The 19,196-nt window shown below is 60.2% G+C and carries 19 protein-coding genes; 9 read left to right on the top strand and 10 right to left on the bottom strand.

The features are described from left to right. Positions 1-144: 144 nt before the first annotated feature. The 3 genes from ABJP42_RS07485 to ABJP42_RS07475 form a co-directional block, all read right to left on the bottom strand. Complete coding sequence (locus ABJP42_RS07485) at positions 145-1,833, bottom strand: DUF427 domain-containing protein (RefSeq protein ID WP_348339705.1); 1,689 nt, start codon at positions 1,831-1,833, stop codon at positions 145-147. A 224-nt stretch (positions 1,834-2,057) separates the two neighbouring features. Beyond that, positions 2,058-2,759, bottom strand: coding sequence for a winged helix-turn-helix domain-containing protein (locus ABJP42_RS07480; RefSeq protein WP_348339704.1), 702 nt, complete (start codon positions 2,757-2,759; stop codon positions 2,058-2,060). After that, positions 2,731-3,024: a hypothetical protein gene (locus ABJP42_RS07475; RefSeq protein WP_348339703.1), complete on the bottom strand. Its 294-nt coding sequence runs from the start codon at positions 3,022-3,024 to the stop codon at positions 2,731-2,733. The genes ABJP42_RS07480 and ABJP42_RS07475 overlap by 29 nt, the downstream gene beginning before the upstream one ends. Positions 3,025-3,228: 204 nt before the next feature. Between ABJP42_RS07475 and ABJP42_RS07470 the strand changes: the two genes are divergently transcribed. The 4 genes from ABJP42_RS07470 to ABJP42_RS07455 all read left to right on the top strand — a co-directional run bounded on the left by ABJP42_RS07470 (position 3,229) and on the right by ABJP42_RS07455 (position 7,256). Further along, positions 3,229-3,705, top strand: a complete 477-nt coding sequence (locus tag ABJP42_RS07470; protein ID WP_348339702.1) for a hypothetical protein — start codon at positions 3,229-3,231, stop codon at positions 3,703-3,705. A gap of 153 nt (positions 3,706-3,858) precedes the next feature. Then, entirely contained in the window at positions 3,859-4,476 is a 618-nt protein-coding gene (rnhB, locus tag ABJP42_RS07465) for a ribonuclease HII (RefSeq protein WP_348339701.1), read from the top strand. A gap of 111 nt (positions 4,477-4,587) precedes the next feature. Then, a complete protein-coding gene (locus ABJP42_RS07460; RefSeq protein WP_348339700.1) occupies positions 4,588-5,691 on the top strand; it encodes a site-specific DNA-methyltransferase in 1,104 nt (367 codons plus the stop codon). A gap of 173 nt (positions 5,692-5,864) precedes the next feature. Continuing rightward, positions 5,865-7,256, top strand: a complete 1,392-nt coding sequence (locus tag ABJP42_RS07455) for an adenylate/guanylate cyclase domain-containing protein (RefSeq protein WP_348339699.1) — start codon at positions 5,865-5,867, stop codon at positions 7,254-7,256. A 311-nt stretch (positions 7,257-7,567) separates the two neighbouring features. On the opposite strand, the gene ABJP42_RS07450 is transcribed toward ABJP42_RS07455, so the two are convergent. Then, positions 7,568-8,704, bottom strand: a complete 1,137-nt coding sequence (locus ABJP42_RS07450) for an alkane 1-monooxygenase (protein WP_348339698.1) — start codon at positions 8,702-8,704, stop codon at positions 7,568-7,570. 104 nt (positions 8,705-8,808) lie between these two features. After that, positions 8,809-9,909, bottom strand: a complete 1,101-nt coding sequence (locus tag ABJP42_RS07445) for an A/G-specific adenine glycosylase (RefSeq protein ID WP_348339697.1) — start codon at positions 9,907-9,909, stop codon at positions 8,809-8,811. Between the two features lie 87 nt (positions 9,910-9,996). Here ABJP42_RS07445 and ABJP42_RS07440 point away from each other — a divergent pair, with 87 nt between their 5' ends. After that, positions 9,997-10,524, top strand: a complete 528-nt coding sequence (locus tag ABJP42_RS07440; RefSeq protein WP_348339696.1) for a DUF721 domain-containing protein — start codon at positions 9,997-9,999, stop codon at positions 10,522-10,524. Continuing rightward, a complete protein-coding gene (locus ABJP42_RS07435; protein ID WP_348339695.1) occupies positions 10,521-11,186 on the top strand; it encodes a DsbA family protein in 666 nt (221 codons plus the stop codon). Before ABJP42_RS07440 ends, ABJP42_RS07435 begins: the two co-directional genes overlap by 4 nt. Before the next feature lie 67 nt (positions 11,187-11,253). Here ABJP42_RS07435 and lpxK read toward each other — a convergent pair whose 3' ends face one another. The 5 genes from lpxK to ABJP42_RS07410 form a co-directional block, all read right to left on the bottom strand. Continuing rightward, a complete protein-coding gene (gene lpxK, locus ABJP42_RS07430; protein WP_348339694.1) occupies positions 11,254-12,258 on the bottom strand; it encodes a tetraacyldisaccharide 4'-kinase in 1,005 nt (334 codons plus the stop codon). Next, a complete protein-coding gene (locus ABJP42_RS07425) occupies positions 12,245-13,417 on the bottom strand; it encodes a 3-deoxy-D-manno-octulosonic acid transferase (RefSeq protein ID WP_348339693.1) in 1,173 nt (390 codons plus the stop codon). The genes lpxK and ABJP42_RS07425 overlap by 14 nt, the downstream gene beginning before the upstream one ends. A 25-nt stretch (positions 13,418-13,442) precedes the next feature. Beyond that, positions 13,443-14,246, bottom strand: a complete 804-nt coding sequence (locus ABJP42_RS07420) for an inositol monophosphatase family protein (RefSeq protein WP_348339714.1) — start codon at positions 14,244-14,246, stop codon at positions 13,443-13,445. Then, entirely contained in the window at positions 14,236-15,582 is a 1,347-nt protein-coding gene (locus ABJP42_RS07415; protein WP_348339692.1) for a TldD/PmbA family protein, read from the bottom strand. The genes ABJP42_RS07420 and ABJP42_RS07415 overlap by 11 nt, the downstream gene beginning before the upstream one ends. 124 nt (positions 15,583-15,706) lie before the next feature. Then, complete coding sequence (locus ABJP42_RS07410; RefSeq protein WP_348339691.1) at positions 15,707-17,236, bottom strand: DUF2125 domain-containing protein; 1,530 nt, start codon at positions 17,234-17,236, stop codon at positions 15,707-15,709. A gap of 141 nt (positions 17,237-17,377) precedes the next feature. On the opposite strand from ABJP42_RS07410, the gene ABJP42_RS07405 reads away from it, so the two are divergent. The 3 genes from ABJP42_RS07405 to ABJP42_RS07395 form a co-directional block, all read left to right on the top strand. Next, positions 17,378-18,127 carry an SDR family oxidoreductase gene (locus ABJP42_RS07405; RefSeq protein ID WP_348339690.1) on the top strand — a complete coding sequence of 250 codons (750 nt, stop codon included), beginning with the start codon at positions 17,378-17,380 and terminating at the stop codon, positions 18,125-18,127. Beyond that, positions 18,124-18,738, top strand: a complete 615-nt coding sequence (locus ABJP42_RS07400) for an enoyl-CoA hydratase/isomerase family protein (RefSeq protein ID WP_348339689.1) — start codon at positions 18,124-18,126, stop codon at positions 18,736-18,738. The genes ABJP42_RS07405 and ABJP42_RS07400 overlap by 4 nt, the downstream gene beginning before the upstream one ends. A 99-nt stretch (positions 18,739-18,837) precedes the next feature. Further along, the coding region (locus ABJP42_RS07395; RefSeq protein ID WP_348339688.1) for an NAD(P)/FAD-dependent oxidoreductase at positions 18,838-19,196 on the top strand (359 nt) is incomplete at its 3' end.

Below are 19,196 nucleotides of genomic sequence, written 5' to 3'. Positions count from 1 at the left end.
CACCCTGCAGCGCCAAAGGGGGGCTCCCGCGCGCGGCACCTGTTTTGCTGGCGCAAAATCGGCCCAGCCCTTGGGCCCGGCGCCGCCCGTTCCGGTCGGCGCGCCCGCACCTGTGGCGAGGATCACGGGTTAATTGATCACAGGCTATTTGACCATTGTGACGGGAACCGGCGGCGGGCCATCCGGCGCTGCAAGGATCTTTGGTGCTGGCGCGTGACGGAAGGGGGCGACGGCGTAGCTTTGCACCGCTTCGCTGACGTTATGCAGGTTCAAGGCCCCCAGGGCCGTGGAGTCCTGGCAGGAGCCGGGTAATGAGTTCTCACTGACCACAATCTGATGGCCAACCGTTTTGCCATAGTCGCCCAGCCGGGCGGCGATATTGGCGGCCTGACCGATAACGGTGAAATCCAGCCGCTCGCGCGAGCCGACATTGCCATAGGTGACGGTGCCATAGGCAATACCGCTGGCACATTCGAGTCCCTCCAACCCGTGCTCGGCGGCCACATTTGCAAGGGCCGGGGCGATGCTGCGGGCGGATTTCAGCGCCTGAGCGCGGGCCAGATCGGCATCTGCGCCGCCGGTCTCACTGGCCGGAAAGACCGCCAGAACCGCATCGCCGATGAATTTCAGAACCTCGCCGCCATTGTCATGCACGATGCTGGATGCGGTTTCAAAAAACCCGTTCAGCAGTCTGATATAATCACGCCGCCCCAGTTTTTCTTCCAACAGGGTGGAGCCGCGCAGATCGCAGAACATAATGGCGGCGTCGATCTCATCGCCCTCACCCCGGCGAATCTTGCCGCCCAAGACCCGCTCTCCGGTGCGCTTGCCCACATAGGTTTCCAGCAGCGACTGGGCGTTTTCGCGCTGCATGAAGACCTCGTAGTAGCGCGCCACCACAGCAGAGCACTCAAAGATCAGGCCTAGATTGGCGGTGGAAAACCCCTCCGGGTGATCCGAGGCCACGGTGAGCACATTGATCCGACCATCTGAGAAGGGCAGCGGCATGGCGACGTAATCGGTGGCACCGGCGGCGCGTAGATCGCTGAGGATCGGGAAGGCATCATCGCTGTCTTCGGTATCGATACGGTGGCGCACACCGCCCAGGCCCTTGGAAACATGGCGCAGCGGGCTGGCGTTATAGGAAGGGTGTTCGTAGATTTCATAGCTGGGCGCATAGGTGGTCACCTCATCCGTGGCGCGCTGCCAGATGAAGTTCTTGCCGGCGATTTGCGGATGCAGCGACCAGGCCAAGACCGAGAGGCGCGACAGGTAGACACCCTGCTCCAGCAGCTTTTCAGAGAAGGCCTTGGTGAATTCAGCCGGGGTGGGCAGAAACGCCGCTTCGCGCAGCAGCCAGTCGATCAGCGGGCCAGAGATATTGCCGTATTCCGGCGGTGCAATCTGATTGCTGCCAAGGTCGATCTCGGTGCAGGGATCGGCAACAAAGCCCACATGGCCTTCGATCTGGCTCGCCTCAGGCAGCGCGTTTTCATAGATCCAGACCGCATTGTCGACGCGCTCATCCTCAAGCTTGAGGTCATGATACTGGGCGGTGCCCTTGAAGGGGCAGAAGGTCTGCATGCCCACCTTGTTGGAGAGGTCCACCACCAGGTCTTCGCGCGGGATATAGATGGTGGGTTCCAGCCGGGTCTCATACATCACCCTGGCGCGGTTGCTTTTGGCCAGCAGACAGCCGCCCCGCCGCACCTGGACTTCGCCGCGCAGAGGTTCGACCAGGATGCCATATCCGCGGTTCTGCAACCCGCGGTTCTGGGGGCGGCCCCGGTCAGGGCCAGAGTTCTGCGGGTGGGGAGGGACGTGCGCGTTCATCGGGTCTGTCCTTTCGCCCCCATCTGCCGGAGGTCCTGTTGGGACCGCAGGACACAGGAAAGGGCCCCAGGGTCGCTTCCGAAACGGAGGCAGGGGTTTATGTGGGGCTTAGAGGGTAAATATCCAGTGCCCAGGCTACATCATTTGCGCACAACTCATGTGTTATAAGGGGCAAAGGGATGCGCCTCGCAGAGATGTGACCGCTGTAGGGGGTGTGGCACACCTCAGACCATGCGGATCACATCCTTGCTGATCGCCAGCACATAGCCGCGTTTGGCGATGTTTTTCACCAATAACTCGCTGACCATCTGATTGCCCAGAGTATCGCGCAGGCGTTTGATCCGGGTGGCACCGGCGGCCTCCTCGCAATCACTGCTGTGTTTGCCGGAGATCACCGCTTCAATTTCGGCCCCTGACAGCACATCATCATCCATACGGGCCTCGGCTAGGGCTGAAAGCGTTTCCATCGCCGCCGGGGTGAGCTTGAACCCCATGTTGTTGAGGTAAACGGTGTGCTCCTCGCGGCTGATCAGCAGTTCAGTGACCTGAATACCGGCCCGTTCGATCTGCGCCATGCGGCGATTGAGCAGCAAGAGCATCGCCAGAACCACCAGGGCCACGATCATCATCGCGGTGGCAAAGATCAAGAGCACAAAGATCACCACCCGGTAGCTGGCCAGCGTATCGGCAAAGGCGGTTCCGGACTGGGCCAGAATTTCCAGCAGCTTGATCTCGGCCTGGGTGGTCAGGTCGTTCTCCACAAAGAGCTGTTCGACCCGCGCGTTAAAGGCATTGGCATCCGGCAGCGCCAGCAAAAGCACCGTGCCGGCAATGGCCAGCAGCGCGGCAATCAGCGCGATGCCAAAGGTGATGATCCGGCTGCCTGCGGTGCGGGCCTCAGAAACGGAGATAGTAGGGTCCGGCATCAGCCTTCCTTTGCTGCAATCCTTCGGGGCCAAACACGGACATCACATTCAGCAGGGTCCAGCCAGAAGCGGCGAGTCGTGACTGGATTTCGCCCTGTGCGGCCGCCTCGCTGCAATCGCCCCGCAGCTGGATAACGCCGTAATGCAGTTTCAGCGGGTTGTTCTGCTTGGCCTTGTAGTCGGCATAGCAATCAGCGGCCTGCGCCGGCAGGGCAAGCGCCAGCAGGGCCGCGCATATAAGCGGTAGGGCAAGGGAATGTCTCATGTCCTTACCCTGCGCCAAAACCGGGGCGATATTCAATAACAACAGCGGTTTGAGCACGGCGTTATTCGATATCAATGCGCTGTTATTGCCTGTCTGAACCTGGCTGACCGAGGCTGAGGCCATAGGTTTTCCAGCCCGCCTTTACCGCCCCATCACAAAGGGGCGCAGCGGCATCAACAGACAGACAAGAGAAGGAAACATCCGATGACACAGAGCACTCAGCCCAAACAGCACCGCAAATTCATCGCCATCATTCTGGCCGCCGCCCTGGCTGTGACCGGTGCCTCCACGGTTCCGGCGCAGGCGGGAAATGACGTTGGCAAAGTGGTTGCCGGCCTGGCGGTTCTGGGCATTCTTGGTGCGGCCTTGCACAACCACAACACCCGCGATCGCCGCCGCGAGACCGTGACCCGCCCGCATCGCCCCAATCCAACCCCTACTCCACGCCCCCTGCCGCCGCGCTTTGGCCGCTATGATCTGCCGGCTCAATGCGTGAAGTATTTCCCCAGCTTCCGTGATGGCCGCTCGCTGGTGGCGCGGGGCTGCCTGAAACGCAACTATGGATCAGTCCATGCGCTGCCGCAAAGCTGCAAGGTGACGTTCTGGAACGGCCAGAAAAACCGCACCGCCTATAAACCGCGCTGCCTGAACAAGCACGGCTATCGCCTGGTCAACCGCTAAGGGCCATGCTGATAAGTGGCCCAGCCCGTTGCGGAGACGCAACAGTTCGAGCAGACTTGAGGGGGCTTCGGCCCCCTTCTTTTTGGGTTCAGACAGGGACGAATAAGACCAAGGCATCTTGCAAAGGGGACTGGTTTTGGGTCTGAAAGCATCATGGAACAGCCAGACTACAGCCTAGAGAAAGCCGCCCTCACCCAGGGCTACCTGCGGATTGCCGGAGTTGATGAGGTCGGGCGTGGCCCCCTTGCCGGGCCGGTGACGGCGGCAGCCGTTGTTCTGGATATTGAAGCGGTCCCAGAAGGGTTGAATGATTCCAAAAAACTGAGCGCCAAGACGCGCGCTGCCCTGGCCACAGAGATCTGGGAAAAGGCGGAGGTTTCAGTTGCGGAGGCCAGCGTCGAAGAGATTGATTCCATTAATATTCTGCAGGCATCCCATCTGGCAATGACCCGCGCGGTGGCGGCGCTGGACCCACCGCCAGACTATCTTCTGATCGACGGCAATCTGATCCCGCGTGATCTGACAATCAAAGCCGAAGCGGTGATCAAGGGCGACGGCAAATCAGTCTCCGTCGCGGCCGCGTCGATTGTGGCAAAAGAGGCACGCGATAGACTGATGGTGGATTTGGCGCAACAGTTTCCAGGTTATGGATGGGAGAAGAACGCCGGATATCCCTCAAAGCAACACCGTGAGGCGCTCGTCGAATTGGGGGTGACACCACATCATCGGCGATCTTTCAAACCTGTACACAAGATATTGTATCAAGAGTGAACCGCAGAGCGCTGTTCTAAAAAACAAATTGACCTCGAATCTCGGATGACTCATCCTGTGGATAACCAAAATGAGCGCAAAAATGCGCCGAGTGGTTTTGAGGCAGAGCAAATGACAAAAACAATGACGAAGGGCGCCGAGGCGCTCCCTTTGAACACGATTCTTGATGGCGATTGTATCGACGTGATGGCCGGGTTGCCGGACAGCTGTGTTGATCTGATCTTTGCGGATCCCCCCTATAACCTGCAATTGAAGAACCAGCTTCATCGCCCTGACAACAGCAAGGTCGATGCGGTTGATGATCACTGGGATCAATTCTCCAGTTTTGCGGCTTATGATGATTTCACCAGCCGCTGGCTGCATGAAGCCCGCCGGATCCTGAAGCCAAATGGCGCGATCTGGGTGATTGGATCTTACCACAATATCTTCCGTGTCGGCACCGCGATGCAGGACGAGGGCTTCTGGATCCTCAATGATGTGGTCTGGCGAAAATCCAACCCGATGCCGAATTTCCGTGGCAAACGCTACACCAATGCCCATGAGACAATGATCTGGGCGTCGAAATCCGAAGGTGGCAAATATACCTTCAACTACGAAGCCCTGAAAGCGCTGAACGAGGGCATTCAGATGCGCTCGGACTGGGTGCTGCCGATCTGCACCGGCCATGAACGGCTGAAGGATGAGACGGGTGGCAAAGCCCATCCCACCCAGAAACCGGAATCGCTACTGCACCGCATCCTGGTGGGTTCGACCAATCCTGGCGATGTGGTTCTGGACCCCTTCTTTGGCACAGGCACCACCGGCGCCGTGGCCAAGATGCTGGGCCGTGAATTCATCGGCATCGAGCAGGAAGAGAGCTATCGCAAAGTGGCGGCAGAGCGGATCAAATCGGTACGCAAATTCGACCGCGAAGCCCTGCAGGTTTCGACCAGCAAACGCGCCGAACCCCGTGTGCCCTTTGGCCAGCTGGTGGAGCGCGGCATGTTACGCCCCGGAGATGAGCTGTATTCGATGAACCAAAGACACAAAGCCAAGGTGCGCGCCGATGGCACGCTGATTGGCGATAATGTCAAAGGGTCGATCCATCAGGTCGGGGCGCATCTCGAAAATGCTCCTTCCTGCAATGGCTGGACTTACTGGTGCTTTAAACGCGATGGGCAAACCGTGCCAATCGATGTGCTGCGCCAACAAATCCGGGCTGAAATGCAGAACTAGGCCCGCACTGCCTTAAAAAACGACCAGAGTTAACCGTCGGTGCCCTGTGCTTTGCCACGGGTGCCGCACCTTGCCCCGCCTTTTGGCGGGGCCTTTTTTTCGCGAAGATCCGTCTGAGGGATGTATGCTGGGACCCGAGTGCCTATTTAGGGCGCAACAACAGGGACCTCTAGATGACTGACAGTGCTTTGATTTCGCCCAAGACCAAATTCAGCGGGCTGTTTCAGGAGCCGGAAGCCGCCCAGGCAGCGGAATCGCAATATGTCCTTGCCGCCTTGGAGAACCACAAACGCCAGGGGCTGGAACTGGCCGTCCGGGCGCGGTGGATTGCCATGGCGATCTTTGCGGTTTTTCTGGTCATCGTGCATCCGCGCTTTGAAGTCATCTATTACATTTTCATTATGGCTCTGATCTGTCTGAATGGCTGGTTCATTCAACGCGCCGGGCGGGTGGGCCGCTCGCGGGTAGAGCTGTTGCTGATCTTCATTGATCTGTTTTTGATGACCCTTGGCATGGTTGGCCCCAACCCTTTGATCGCCGATGCCTTGCCCCTGGCGATGCAGTACCGGTTTGATAATTTCATCTATTTCTTCGTGATCCTGGCGGCCGGTACCATGGCTTATTCCTGGCGCACGGTGATTGCTATTGGGGTTTGGACCATGGCGATGTGGATGGTCGGGTTGGGGATCTCCATTTGGTTCACCACCCCTACGCCCGGGTTGACCGAGGCGGCGGTGGCTGCTTTTGGGGCCGATTCTGATCTGCTGCAGTTTTTTGACCCCAATGACTACATGGTGTCGCTGAGGGTGCAGGAGGTCATTGTTTTCCTTATCGTGGCGATCACCTTGGGGGTTTCTGTGCGCCGTACCAATGCGCTGTTGCTGGACAATGCCGGGCTGGAGCGCGAACGGGCCAATCTGTCCCGCTATTTCTCCCCCAATGTGGTGGATCAGCTGTCGCAGAATGATGAACCGCTAAAGCAGGTGCGGATCCAGAATGTGGCGGTACTGTTCATTGATATCATCGGCTTTACCCGCCTGGCCGCTGGGCGGGATCCGCATCAGGTTATTGCTCTGCTGCGGGGCTTTCATGGGCGGATGGAGCGCGAGGTGTTTCGCCACAATGGCACCCTGGATAAATACTTAGGCGATGGGTTGATGGCGACCTTTGGCACGCCGCTGGCGGGTGACCAGGACGCCAACAATGCGCTGGAATGTGCGCTGGCAATGCAGGAATCGCTGGCGATCTGGAACCGAGAGCGCCGCCGTTTGGGTGAACCCGAGATCAAGGCCGGCATTGGCATTCATTTTGGTGAGACCCTGCTGGGCGATATCGGCGCCAACCGTCTGGAATATGCGGTGATCGGCACCGCCGTGAATGTTGCCGCACGGCTGGAAGAGATGACGCGGCGGTTGCAAACGCCGCTGGTGATGAGCGACGCCCTGCGGCTTCAGGCACAACAGGAAATGCCGGGCAGTGATCTGACACAGGGCTTTATCTGCCACTCGGACCAAGAGGTACGCGGGCTGGACGAAACCATCAAAGTCTGGGCCAAGACCGGATAAAGGTCCCGTAGATTCGTCGGAATAGGCGCAATCATAGGGCGGTATCCCCTTGATACTTTTTGGATTGTACGTCAATACGAACTTTTTTATCAATAAATAACAGTGAATTGAAAGAACACCCCTTGATTGTATGAGCTCCGTTAGGATTTTGGTAACGTAACACTGAAATTATATATGTGTTGCAGCGCAGCAGGAGCGAAGTCCGTCCAGTCTTACTCTTATCTGCGTCTCCTTAGGTGCTCCGACCAGGGCGCTGAAGTAGAACACTGACCATTGAAAAATGGTCAGTGTTTTTCTTTTTCAGACCCTATTCAGCTTCGTGGCATTGGGGTCTTGGCCTTGTTATAGGCACTCCAATCGGTGATCTCGGGATAATACATTTGCCGCCAGCGCCGCACCTTTGGGTTCATCACCCGTCGCCACAGCGGTGGGACCATCGCCGCCACGGTCATCACCGGATAGCCATAGGGTAGTTGCGGCGCGTCCGAGGGCGTGTAGTTCTGCAACAGCGGAAAGCGCCGGTCCGGGCGATAGTGATGATCCGAGTGACGCTGCAGGTTGATCAGCAGCCAGTTTGAGGCCTTATGAGCAGCGTTCCAGGAGTGATGCGGGCGCACGTGTTCGTATTTGCCCTCGCCCAGATGTTTGCGGGTCAGCCCGTAGTGTTCCACATAGTTCACCAATTCCAGCTGCCAGATGGCCACCCCGGCCTGAACACAAAACAGCAAAAACCCGGTGAAGCCGCCCAGCAGCACCGCGAGGATCAGCATGGCAGCCTGCAGCCCCCAGTAGCGCCAAAACGGGTTCTTGGAACTGCGCCAGGCCAGGCCCTTCTTGGCCAGCTTTTCCTTTTCGGCCCGGAAGGCGGATTTCCAGCACTGTTTCAACACCCGCGGGTAAAACCGATGGAACCCCTCGTTGTAGCGGGCGGTGACCGGGTCGCGCGGGGTGCCGACATAGCGGTGATGCACCAGCAAATGTTCCGAACGGAAATGGGAATAAAGCACCATGGCCAGCAGCAGGTCAGCCAGGCTGCGTTCCAGGTTGTTTTTCTGATGCATCAGCTCGTGGCTGTAGTTGATGCCAATGGTGCCGGTGACCACACCAACGCCAAAGAACACGCCGAATTTCTCCAGCCCAGAGAGATGCGCCGCATCGCTGACGAACCAGATCAACCCAAACAGAGAGAGGAACTGCAGCGGCACCCAGGCGGTTGTCAGCCTGCGGTACCAGCCCAGGTCGTCATCCGGGGTTGCGGGGTCAGCATTCTCCAGATTGAGGCCCAAGAGCCCATCCAGAATGGCAAAGAGATACCAGGTCACCAAGGGCGGCAGTAGAATCACCCAACCGCCAAACAAGGCCGCAGCCCAGATCAGCGGCAGCAGTAAAAAGGAGAGCCAGAAGGGCAGGGCGGATTGCCAGCGCGGCAGGATATCAGCGGCGATCATCAAAGGGCTCCAAAATCAGCGACCGGATTCAGGTCAGGTGAGATGGCCAAAGACTAGGCCTGTTCTATCCGAAACCCAAGAGGCCCGCACCGCGACGATTTGTTCTAGTCTCCAGCAGGGTTGAACTCCGACCCGGCCCATAGATCGAAGGCCTTGCGCATCACGGTTGGTAAATCACCAGGGCGGAAATCATGCCGCGACAGCAGCTCCTGCCCGGGCGCCTGGTTGTAGCCTTCGGGCAGCTCCGCCAGTTTGACCTGCAGGATCAGATGAAAATGGGTAAAGGTATGGCGCACCTCGCCGCCCAGGTCCTGCCAGGCGGCCTCAAAGGGCGGGCGTGGCTCTGGGGCGGCACTCCAGTCAGAGCCGGGCCAACCGAGCATCCCGCCCAGCAGCCCCTTGTCGGGGCGACGTTCGAGCAGCCAGTCTCCACCCGCGCTGCGGGCAAGATAGGCGACACCCAGCCGGGTTGGTTTGGGTGGTTTGGGGGTCTTCTTTGGCAGCGCGGGTGCGGTTCCCGATGCCCTTGCCGCACAGGGGGTGCGCCAGGGGCAGATACCACAGGCGGGGTTTTTGGGGGTGCAGATGGTGGCACCCAGATCCATTACCGCCTGGGCATAGTCACCGGGGCGCAGCGCGGGGGTGAGGATGCCGGCCTGCTCTTTCAACCGGGGTTTGACCGCGGGCAGGGGCTCGTGGATGTCATGCAGTCGCGCCATTACCCGCTCCACATTGCCATCCAGCACGGTTTCGGCGCGATCAAAGGCGATGGAGGCAATGGCGGCGGCGGTATAGGGACCAATGCCGGGCAGTTTCAGCAGGGCGTCATAGCTGTCGGGGAATTCCCCCTCCAGTTCACCAGTCACCACCCGGGCGCATTTCAGCAGGTTGCGGGCGCGGGCGTAGTAGCCCAGCCCGGCCCATTCCCCCATCACCTGCGCATCCTCGGCGGCGGCCAGATCCTGCACCCGCGGCCAGCGCAGGGTAAAGCGCTGAAAATGCTCGGTAACGGCCGCCACGGTGGTCTGCTGCAACATCACCTCGCTGAGCCAGACCCGGTAGGGATCAGGGCGCAGCCCCTTGGCGCGATCTGCCGGAGAGACCCGCCAGGGCATGGTGCGGGCATTGCGATCATACCAGGCCAGCAGCTCCTGGTTCAGGGTCGCCGGATCCTTCTGCTCAGGGGATCTTCCCAAATCACGCATTCTTTACCCCTTTGACATGGTGGTTTTGCTGGCCTCACTCACAGAGGACCCTTTACAATAGGTCGACCAGTCAAGCAAAACCGGATTATGGCATTCAGGCGCAGCACCACCCGTGGGTTCTCCCGCACCTCCCGGCTCTTAAATGAGCAAATCCGCAAAGCGGGCGAAAGCCGTGGCTTTGCGGTATCGCGTCTGCTCACCCATTGGGAAGAGATCGCCGGGACCGATATTGCGGCGATCGCCCGGCCGGTCAAGGTTGGCTATGGGCGCAGTTCCTTTGGTGCCACCCTGACGGTGCTGACCAATGGCGCCAATGCGCCGATACTGGAAATGCAAAAAGAACGGCTGCGGGAAAAAGTGAACGCGGTCTATGGCTATAATGCCATCTCCAAGGTTTGGATTACCCAGACAGCCCCCACCGGGTTCTCCGATGGCCAGGTAGAATTCAAACACGCCCCCAAGGTACAAAAGCCGCTGCCGGTGGACCCACAGGCGCAGGCCGAGGCCAACAAGGCCGCCAAGGGTGTTGAAAACGAAGATCTGCGCGCTGCGCTCGAACGATTGGGGCGCAACGTGCTGACAAAACAAAAAACTCAACGAAAGGGGTATGAATGACCCGTCTTATGTCTGGTGTTTTTGCTGCGGTGGCGCTTGCTGCCGGGGCCTATGCGGTAATCGGCTACAACAGCCAAACCCGCCTGCCTGATCTGCCACTGGTAGGGGCTGCTTCTGCGCAAGAGGCCGAGGTCGATACCTCCACCATCGCCGAAATGGTCATCGGGGCCGAAGATGCGCCCGTTACCCTGATCGAATATGCCTCTTATACCTGTCCGCATTGCGCCAATTTTCACACTGAGGTTTATCCGCAGCTAAAGGCGGACTACATCGACACCGGCAAGGTCAAGCTGATCTACCGTGAAGTCTATTTTGATCGCTACGGTCTTTGGGCCTCCATGATTGCGCGCTGTGCGGGGCCGGAAAAATTCTTTGGTATCAGCGATCTGATCTACAAGAGCCAGTCCGAATGGAGCCGTGCCGGTGGTCCCAATGAAATCATCGATGCCCTGCGCAAAATCGGCGGTATGGCCGGGCTTGATCGGGACACGCTTGAGGCCTGTTTGCAGGATGGCACCAAGGCGCAGACGCTGATCGCCTGGTATCAGGAAAACGCCACAGCGGATGGGGTTGAATCAACACCCTCTTTTGTCCTGAACGGCAGCAAGATCGGCAACCAATCCTATGAGGCCTTCAAAGAGCTGATTGACGCCGAGCTCTGAAGCGCATTGGATTTTATCCGCCAAAACCACCAAGAGCCCGGGGGAGACCCCGGGCTTTTTGCTGGGCTCAAGGCGGGGGCGGCGCAACTGCCTTAAGTCGCTCTATCAATGCCGTGTCTTCGGTGATGGTGAGCCGCACTGGAAGGGTGATCACCCTATGGCGAAAACTGTCGGGCAGACGCACAGCATCTTTTTCGGTGGTGACCAGTTGCGCCCCGCGCATCTTGGCCTCACCCTCCAGCCGGCCCATCAGCGCTGTAGACAGGGGCTGGTGATCATCCAGCGCCTCGGCGTGCAGAATGCGGGCGCCCAGGCCCCGCAATGTCTCAAAGAATTTCTGCGGGTGGCCAATGCCTGCAAAGGCCAGCACCGGGGTGTCCTGCCAGGGCATGCCGGTCTGTAGTGGTTTCAGCGCGGCCTGCACATGGGGTAGGGTCTTCAGATCCTCCTGCCACAGCGCCGCAAAACCTGCCTGCGCTGCGTCCTCCCCGATGGAGAGCACTAGATCAGCCCGCGCCAAGCCTGGCGTAACAGGCTCGCGCAGCGGTCCTGCAGGCAGGCAGGCACCATTGCCAAAGCCGCGCGCCGCATCCACCACCACCAGTGACAGATCTTTGATCACACTGGGGTTTTGAAACCCGTCATCCAGCACAATAACCGAGGCGCCAGCCTCGGCGGCGGCTTTGCAGCCTTTGGCGCGGTCGCGGGCAACCCAGACCTCGCCAAAGGCGGCCAGCAACAAGGGCTCGTCGCCGCAGTCCTTGGCACGGTGTTTGCCCGGATCCACAGCCACGGGGCCCAGCAAGCTGCCACCATAGCCGCGCGAGACCACATGGGGCTCGTGGCCCATACCGCGCAGGGCCTCCAGCAGCCAGATCACCGTTGGGGTCTTGCCGGTGCCGCCGGCATTGAGGTTGCCGACGCAGATCACCGGTACTGGGGCCCGGTAGCCCGTGGTGTCGCGCAGGCGTTTGGCTGTGACCGCGCCGTAGATCCAGCCCAGCGGTGCCAGCAGCGCTCGGCGCAGATCAAAAGCCTGCGGCGGTTTGTTCCAGAATTCAGGGGGCCGCATGATGGTCCTCGCGCAGGTCCAGAATATCCTGAACCCTGTCTATCAGTTGATCGGTCATAGCTGCACCTTCGGTCACTGCGGTCCAGCCTGCCAGGGCGCGTTTGGCAGCCGCATCCGGCGCCGAGAGGTGAATGACCATTTCGGCCAGATCCTTTGCCGTGGCAATCTGCTTGGTGGCCTTGAGCGGAGCAAGCTGAGCATAAATCGGGTGGTGGCGTCCTGTGCCCGGCCCATGCAGCACTACCGAGCCCAGCGCCAGCGCATCCAGCGGGCTTTGTCCCGGCATCTCGGGCAGCAGGCTGGAAGCCAGCAGGCTCACCGGTGCCAGACGGTACCACAGTCCGAGGTTAGCGCTGTCGGTGATCAGGATTTGGCTGTATTCGTCGGGCTCTTCGCCGGCGTCCCAATCGGCGCATTGCAGGCCGCTGGCCTGGACCAGATTGCGGGTGCGGGCGCGGCTGTCAGGATCGTCCAGCGCCACCACCAGCAACAATCGGTGCAGCAGCCTGAGCGCGGTGCGATGGGCCTCGAGAAGGCTTGGCAGTTCTTCCAGCCGGACCCGCGCCGCCAGCCAGATGGGCCGGCTGCCGAGGCTTTGCTGCAGGGCGCTGAGTTCTTCCGGGTTGCAGCTCGGCGGCATGGCCGAAAGGCGTAAGGGTCCGGTCAGATGCAGCTTGTCAGGGCTCATCCCGGTTTTTTGCAACTGGGCCTGCACGGTTTTTGATGGGGTGAGCACGGCGTCAAAACCACTAAAGATCCGGTGGCGCTGGTCCGGCAGCCAGCGCAGCTTGCGGCTGGGCAGTTCTTTGGAGCGTATATCTACCAGCAGGGCCGAAACACCCTGTTCGCGCATCTGGCGCAATAACCCCCGGCGCAGATCTCCCCCGGCCCAAAGGCAAAGATCAGGGCGCCATTGGTTGAGAAAGGCCTTGGTTTCGGCAGCCGTATCGCCGGGCAGCGGGCCATGGGCAATATCGCAGCCTTCGGCCTCTGGTACCGCGCCCATAGCTGCCTCCCAGGTGGCCAGAATTATCAGATCAGGCCGCATGGCCTTGAGCCGCTGGCCAATGTCACAGAGCGCCAGATAACGCTCGATGGTGGTGGCATGCACCCAGAGCAGCTCTCCGGCGGGGCGGGTGAGGCAGGAAGCATCAGTCATGGTGGAGCTGCGGCGCTGTCACGGATCAATGCCCCGCGATGCCCGGACCCTTTGGGTCCAGCGCCTGCAGCAGGTCCAGATGGGTGCCGGGGGTTGCCGCGACAACTCCGTCAAGTAGGGGGCTGGCATTGTTGAACCGCAGCGGCGCCCCCAGCCGGGTGCTGGTCAACCCGCCCGCTTCGCGCAGGATCAGATCTCCTGCGGCAATGTCCCATTCCCAGCTGCGGCGCAGCGTCAACATGGCGCTATAGCCGCCATCTGCCACCCGGGCCAGGCGATAGGCCAGTGAGGGGCGATAGCTGCGATGAAACTCCGGCGCGCTGCCGTGCTGCCAGTGCTGGGCGTCCAGGTTTGGCTTCGCGGTGAGGACCTTGGTAGCCTTCAGTGGCGCAGGCGGGGCCACCATGATTGGCTTGCCATTGCAAAAGGCACCGCCGCCTTTGGAAGCAGAATAAAACAACTCGCGCTGGGGCAGGTAGATCACCGCAGCGGTGATCTCGCCGCGATTCGCAATTGCCAAGGAATGCGCCCAGGTGGCAGAGCCCTCGGCAAAGCTGCGGGTGCCATCAATCGGGTCGACAATAAAAACCCGCTCCTTTCCCAGCCGGGTGTCGCTGTCTTCGCTTTCCTCAGAGAGCCAGCCATAGTCGGGTCGCGCCTGGGGCAGCATGTCTTCGAGCATCGCATTGACCGCCAGATCGGCCTCGGTCACCGGTCCCTGGCCGCCGGGTTTGTCCCAGCGTTTGGCCGTTGGACCAGAGTATTTCAGCGCAATATCACCTGCCGCTTCGGCGGCGCGGGTCAGCAGGTCGAGATCTTTAGCTGCCAGCAAGGGTCATTCCTTCGACCAGAAGCGAGGGCACCACACGCGACAGATAGTTACGGGCATCATTGGCCGGGATGATCCGTTTCAGCATGTCGCGCAGATTGCCCGCAATGGTGCATTCGTTGACCGGATAGGCAATCTCGCCATTCTCGATCCAATAGCCCGAGGCGCCGCGCGAATAATCCCCGGTATTGGGATTGATGGTAGAGCCGATAAGCGAAGTCACCAAGAGCCCGGTGCCCATCTCCGCGATCAGATCGGCGCGGCTTTGCTGGCCGGAGGTCAGTTCAATGTTCCAGTTGGAGGGCGAGGGGATCGAGCCAACGCCACGGGCGGCATTGCCGGTGCTCTGCATATCCAATTTGCGGGCTGAGGCCAGATCCAGGGTCCAGCCGGTCAGCACACCGTCCTGAATGATGGCGCGTTTCTGGGTTGCCAGACCTTCGCCGTCAAAGGGGCGCGAGCCGGAGATCCGGGGCCGGTGCGGATCTTCGATCACCGAAAGGGTTTCTGGCAGGATCAGCTCCCCAAGGCCATCTTTCAGCCAGGAAGACCCCCGGGCAATTGCCGCACCGTTGGAGGCGGCCAGCAAATGGCCGATCAGCGAAGAAGAGACCCGCTCATCAAACAGCACCGGATAGCTGCCGGTCTGCGGGCGGCGGGCCTCCAGCCGCGCCACGGCGCGTTCACCGGCAATACGACCAATATCGGCAGCGCCGCGCAGATCGCTTTGGAAGGTGCGGGAATCGCCATCGTAGTCGCGCTCCATCCCGGCGCCGGTTCCGGCAATGCCGGTACAGGAAATCGACCGGCCGGTGCGCTGATAGCCGCCGGAAAACCCGTTTGAGGTCGCCAGATGGATGGCGTGATGGCCATAGCTGGCCCCGGCAGCCTGCACCTGGCTGATGCCGTCGATGGCGGCGCAGGCCGCTTCTGCCTCCAGCGCGTCGCGTTGCAGGGTTTTGGGCGCGGGTTCATCGCTGGGGTCATGCAGCTCCAGCGCGGCAAGATCCCAGTTCTGCGCCAGCTGATCGGCACCGGCGAGACCGGTATAGGGATCTTCGGGAGCTTCGCGCGCCATGGCAACGGCGCGTTCGGCCATGGCTTCGATGGTTTCTGCCCGGCTATCCGAAGAGGAGACCTGCGCCTGACGTTTGCCTATAAAGACCCTGAGTCCCAGATCGGTGCCTTCTGAGCGTTCAGCATGTTCCAGCTTGCCCTCGCGCACCTCAATGCTGAGCGAGCTGCCTTCTGCCACCATGGTGTCAACGGCTTCGGCACCGGCCCGTTTGGCGGCATCGATCAGGGCGTGGCAAAGCGCTTGCGGAGACTGGGTCATGGGTACCTGCTGATTTTGAACTGCTACCAGAGCTAGCCAGACCCGCGACCTGCCGCAAGGGTGTGGCACAAAAAAGGGCCGCATGACGCGGCCCTGATTGAGGTTTTTACTGTAAAAACCGCGTTTACTTGATGCGCTGGCCATTGGCGTGGATCTGACCATCCTCAGAGACCTTGATCTCGGAGGTCAGGGTGTCTTCGCCTTCACCTGGGACGCCAAACATGCCCATCATCATCCGCGCGCCCATGGCGTCGCTGTCGCTGACCAGGCCCATCGTGATCAAGTTGTCGATCAGGCCATTGGCGCCTTCCAGCTGGATATTGGCGGTGCCATCGGGGGCTGGCATACCGTCAAAGGTCACCAGATCTTCGTTGTTGAAGGTGAAATCACCGGTGCCGGTCAACTTGGCGCCAGCTGCGGAAACCAGCAGCTGCTTGATGCTGACCGCGTTGAATTCACCAGGCTCCTGATCGCCCTTCTCCATGGCTTCGATGGCTTCGGGATCCAGCATGTCAAACAGCAGTTTGCCCTTGCCTGCGAGGTCCAGAACAATGGTGGCCGGATCGTGTGGCAGGGCGCCGGTGGGATCCACCATACCCCAAAGCATCTCTGGAACCGCAAAATCGCGCAGAGTCACGCCAAGGGCAAAATCCTGCTGCTCTTCGGATTTGCTGACTGGCATGGCCAGCTTAAAGCCGGTTTCCGCCATGGTGAGCGCCAGTGGGAAGGGGATCTCCGAACCGGAGACATTCACTGTGATGTCATGCTGGCCTATGTCATAGGACAGGCCGCTTTCACTCATGGAGACGCCAAATTTGCCGCCCGCAGATGTGGTCGCCATATCAAAGCTGTCGCTGCCGGAAACGGAGATGGTGCTGTTGCCGCCGGTATAGGCGAGATCTGCCGTGACGCTAAAGCCTGCCTTGATCAGGTCTGGCAGCAGTGCGCCACTGTCGAGCCCGGTGGGGATGATGCTGTTGGCCGTGCCGGTGAGGTTCTGAATGGAGCCCTTGGCCATGCCGGCATCGTCAGAATCGGGGTCGTTAAAGGCCAGATCATAGGTCAGCTCTGCAACAGATTGCGTCTGAACATAGCTGCGCTCACCCGCGATCTGCATCTCGGTCTTGGCGACAAGATCCTTCATCATCACTGTCATGGACAGCAGATCCGCCGGGATATCTTCGCCTTCGGCATTGATCTTACCCAGGGTGACGGAGGCCAGGCCGGTGGCATAGTCATAGGTCATGGCAGAGGTATCACCCGAAACCACCATGGGGGCGCCATCATGGGTATAAAGGATCTCCGCCGAGAAATTCTCGTTTGGGCTGTCGCCATTGGCGACAAAGGCCATTGGGAACTCTTTGGGCAGCATCACATTGACGGTGCCATCGCCGTTTTCGACAAATTCGATTGCGGGCATGGTCAGCCCGGCGCTGCCCTCGTCTTCGGGGAGCGGCATGGTCATGGAGATGTCGCTGACTGTCAGCACATTGCCTGACTGGCTCTCGGTTCCGGTCACCGTGTAGCCGGTGCCGGTCATATAGGCCTTCCAGTCAGACCAGACATCCTGGGCGCTCACATCAGCAAATGCACCCTGGGCGGAAATAATGAAAACCGCAGCAGCGCTTGTGCCGCGCGCGAAGGAAACTGTCATAGGATAACCTTTCTGCTTATAAGCAAATTCAATGGTCCATATGGTCAACTGCAAGCCTGCACCCGTCAAGGGGCGAGGGACTGGACCGTTCCCCCTAAGCAGTTTACCACATTTGGAAATACGGATTTGGAGATTTATCTTATGGATATCAAGGGTAAAACAGTTGTCATCACTGGCGCCAGCCGGGGTATTGGGGCTGATGCAGCCCGCGTTTTTGCGGCGGCCGGCGCCAATCTGGCCTTGCTGGCAAGGAGCTCTGATAGCCTCGGCGCCCTGGTCGAAGAGATCGGCGGAAACACGCTGGCCTTTGCCTGCGACGTCTCCCAGCCCGAGGCCGTGGCTGCGGCCCTGCAGCAGACCCATCTGGCCTTTGGCAGCCTGGATGTCTTGATCAACAATGCCGGGGTCATCGACCCGATCGCCCGTATCGAAGACGCCGACCCTGCTGCCTGGGGCCAGGTGATGGATATCAACATCAAGGGTGTTTTTAACGGCATCCATGCGGCGCTGCCTTTGATGAAACAGGGCAATGGCGGGACCATTATCAATATCGGCTCCGGGGCCGCTTACAATGCACTGGAAGGCTGGGGTGCCTATTGCACCTCCAAGGCGGGTGTCTTGATGCTCACCAAGGCGCTGCACCTGGAGGAAGGCTCTAATGGCATTCGCGTGCTCAGCCTGTCGCCGGGCACCGTGGCAACCGATATGCAGCGCAGGATCAAGTCCAGCGGCATCAATCCGGTGAGCCAGATCAACTGGGAAGATCACGTGCCAGCGGAATGGCCAGCCAAGACCCTGCTGTGGATGTGCGGGGCCGATGCGGATGAGTTCCTCGGCGATGAGGTCTCTTTGCGCATGGACCTTGTCCGCCAGCGGGTTGGCCTGACATGATCGATCTGGAGATTTCGGACGCCGGCCTGTGGACCGTGACCATCAACCGGCCCGAAAAGGCCAATTCCCTGACCGAAGCCATGCTCGAAGATCTGGTGGATATTGCCACCCGGGCGCAGGATGCGCGCGGGTTGATTCTCACCGGCACGGGCAAGGTGTTTAGCGCCGGGGCCGATCTGGAGGAGGCCCGCGCTGGGCTGGCGACCTCCACCGTTTGGGAGCGCCTGTCCACCACACTGGCCGATCTGACCTGTCTGAAGGTGGCCGCCTTGAACGGGACCCTTGCGGGGGGCGCAAACGGCATGGCGCTGGCCTGTGACATTCGCCTGGCTGTGCCCGGGGCCAAGTTCTTCTACCCGGTGATGAAGCTTGGCTATCTACCGCAGCCATCTGATGCCAAACGCATGGCGGCGCTGATTGGCCCGGCCCGGACTAAGATGATTCTGGCCGCTGGTCAAAAGATCGAAGCCCCAGAGGCCTGCGCCTGGGGGCTGGTTGATCGTTTGGTCGCCCCCGAGGATCTGATGGAGCAGGCGCGCGATCTGATGTCGGATGCCCTGGCGGCAAAACCAGAGATTGCCACCGGCATCTTGCAGATGTGCCGGGGCTGAAAGGCCTCCGGTTCTGACCGCAGGTCTCGTCTTTTGCCTGTGGCTCGGGTAGCAGCACGGGAATCGCCCTAACAGCTGGGCATTGGGGAGATCGGTGCCATGGATCAGGATCAGGTTTGGGACGCGGTGGTGATTGGCGGCGGGCCGGCGGGCTTGATGGCCGCCGGGGAAATTGCTGCTGCCGGGCATCGCGTGCTTCTGGTGGAGGCGAAACCCTCGCTGGGGCGTAAATTCCTGATGGCCGGCAAATCCGGCCTCAACCTGACCAAGGAGGAACCCCTGGCGCAGCTTCTTCCCCACTATGGCGCGGCGGCAGAGGCCCTGACACCGATCGTTTTTGCCTTTGACAGTGCAGCCATTCAGACCTGGGCGCAGGGCCTCGGCCAGACCCTGTTCACTGGCTCCACCGGACGGGTGTTTCCGGAAAAAATGAAGGCCTCGCCGCTGTTGCGCGTATG

The sequence above is a fragment of the Pseudophaeobacter sp. genome (assembly GCF_039971195.1).
Lineage (GTDB): Bacteria > Pseudomonadota > Alphaproteobacteria > Rhodobacterales > Rhodobacteraceae > Pseudophaeobacter.
The sequence above is the reverse complement of the archived record's forward strand: the minus strand, read 5'-3'. Positions and strand labels throughout refer to the sequence as shown.

What these genes read in the sequence shown, in the direction of transcription:
- ABJP42_RS07450 (WP_348339698.1), bottom strand. Translation starts at nt 8,704, where the DNA reads ATGATCGCCGCTGATATCCTGCCGCGCTGGCAATCCGCCCTGCCCTTC.
- ABJP42_RS07485 (WP_348339705.1), bottom strand. Translation starts at nt 1,833, where the DNA reads ATGAACGCGCACGTCCCTCCCCACCCGCAGAACTCTGGCCCTGACCGG.
- ABJP42_RS07405 (WP_348339690.1), top strand. Translation starts at nt 17,378, where the DNA reads ATGGATATCAAGGGTAAAACAGTTGTCATCACTGGCGCCAGCCGGGGT.
- ABJP42_RS07435 (WP_348339695.1), top strand. Translation starts at nt 10,521, where the DNA reads ATGACCCGTCTTATGTCTGGTGTTTTTGCTGCGGTGGCGCTTGCTGCC.
- ABJP42_RS07415 (WP_348339692.1), bottom strand. Translation starts at nt 15,582, where the DNA reads ATGACCCAGTCTCCGCAAGCGCTTTGCCACGCCCTGATCGATGCCGCC.
- ABJP42_RS07480 (WP_348339704.1), bottom strand. Translation starts at nt 2,759, where the DNA reads ATGCCGGACCCTACTATCTCCGTTTCTGAGGCCCGCACCGCAGGCAGC.
- rnhB (WP_348339701.1), top strand. Translation starts at nt 3,859, where the DNA reads ATGGAACAGCCAGACTACAGCCTAGAGAAAGCCGCCCTCACCCAGGGC.
- ABJP42_RS07425 (WP_348339693.1), bottom strand. Translation starts at nt 13,417, where the DNA reads ATGACTGATGCTTCCTGCCTCACCCGCCCCGCCGGAGAGCTGCTCTGG.
- lpxK (WP_348339694.1), bottom strand. Translation starts at nt 12,258, where the DNA reads ATGCGGCCCCCTGAATTCTGGAACAAACCGCCGCAGGCTTTTGATCTG.
- ABJP42_RS07460 (WP_348339700.1), top strand. Translation starts at nt 4,588, where the DNA reads ATGACAAAAACAATGACGAAGGGCGCCGAGGCGCTCCCTTTGAACACG.
- ABJP42_RS07475 (WP_348339703.1), bottom strand. Translation starts at nt 3,024, where the DNA reads ATGAGACATTCCCTTGCCCTACCGCTTATATGCGCGGCCCTGCTGGCG.
- ABJP42_RS07400 (WP_348339689.1), top strand. Translation starts at nt 18,124, where the DNA reads ATGATCGATCTGGAGATTTCGGACGCCGGCCTGTGGACCGTGACCATC.
- ABJP42_RS07410 (WP_348339691.1), bottom strand. Translation starts at nt 17,236, where the DNA reads ATGACAGTTTCCTTCGCGCGCGGCACAAGCGCTGCTGCGGTTTTCATT.
- ABJP42_RS07470 (WP_348339702.1), top strand. Translation starts at nt 3,229, where the DNA reads ATGACACAGAGCACTCAGCCCAAACAGCACCGCAAATTCATCGCCATC.
- ABJP42_RS07455 (WP_348339699.1), top strand. Translation starts at nt 5,865, where the DNA reads ATGACTGACAGTGCTTTGATTTCGCCCAAGACCAAATTCAGCGGGCTG.
- ABJP42_RS07445 (WP_348339697.1), bottom strand. Translation starts at nt 9,909, where the DNA reads ATGCGTGATTTGGGAAGATCCCCTGAGCAGAAGGATCCGGCGACCCTG.
- ABJP42_RS07440 (WP_348339696.1), top strand. Translation starts at nt 9,997, where the DNA reads ATGGCATTCAGGCGCAGCACCACCCGTGGGTTCTCCCGCACCTCCCGG.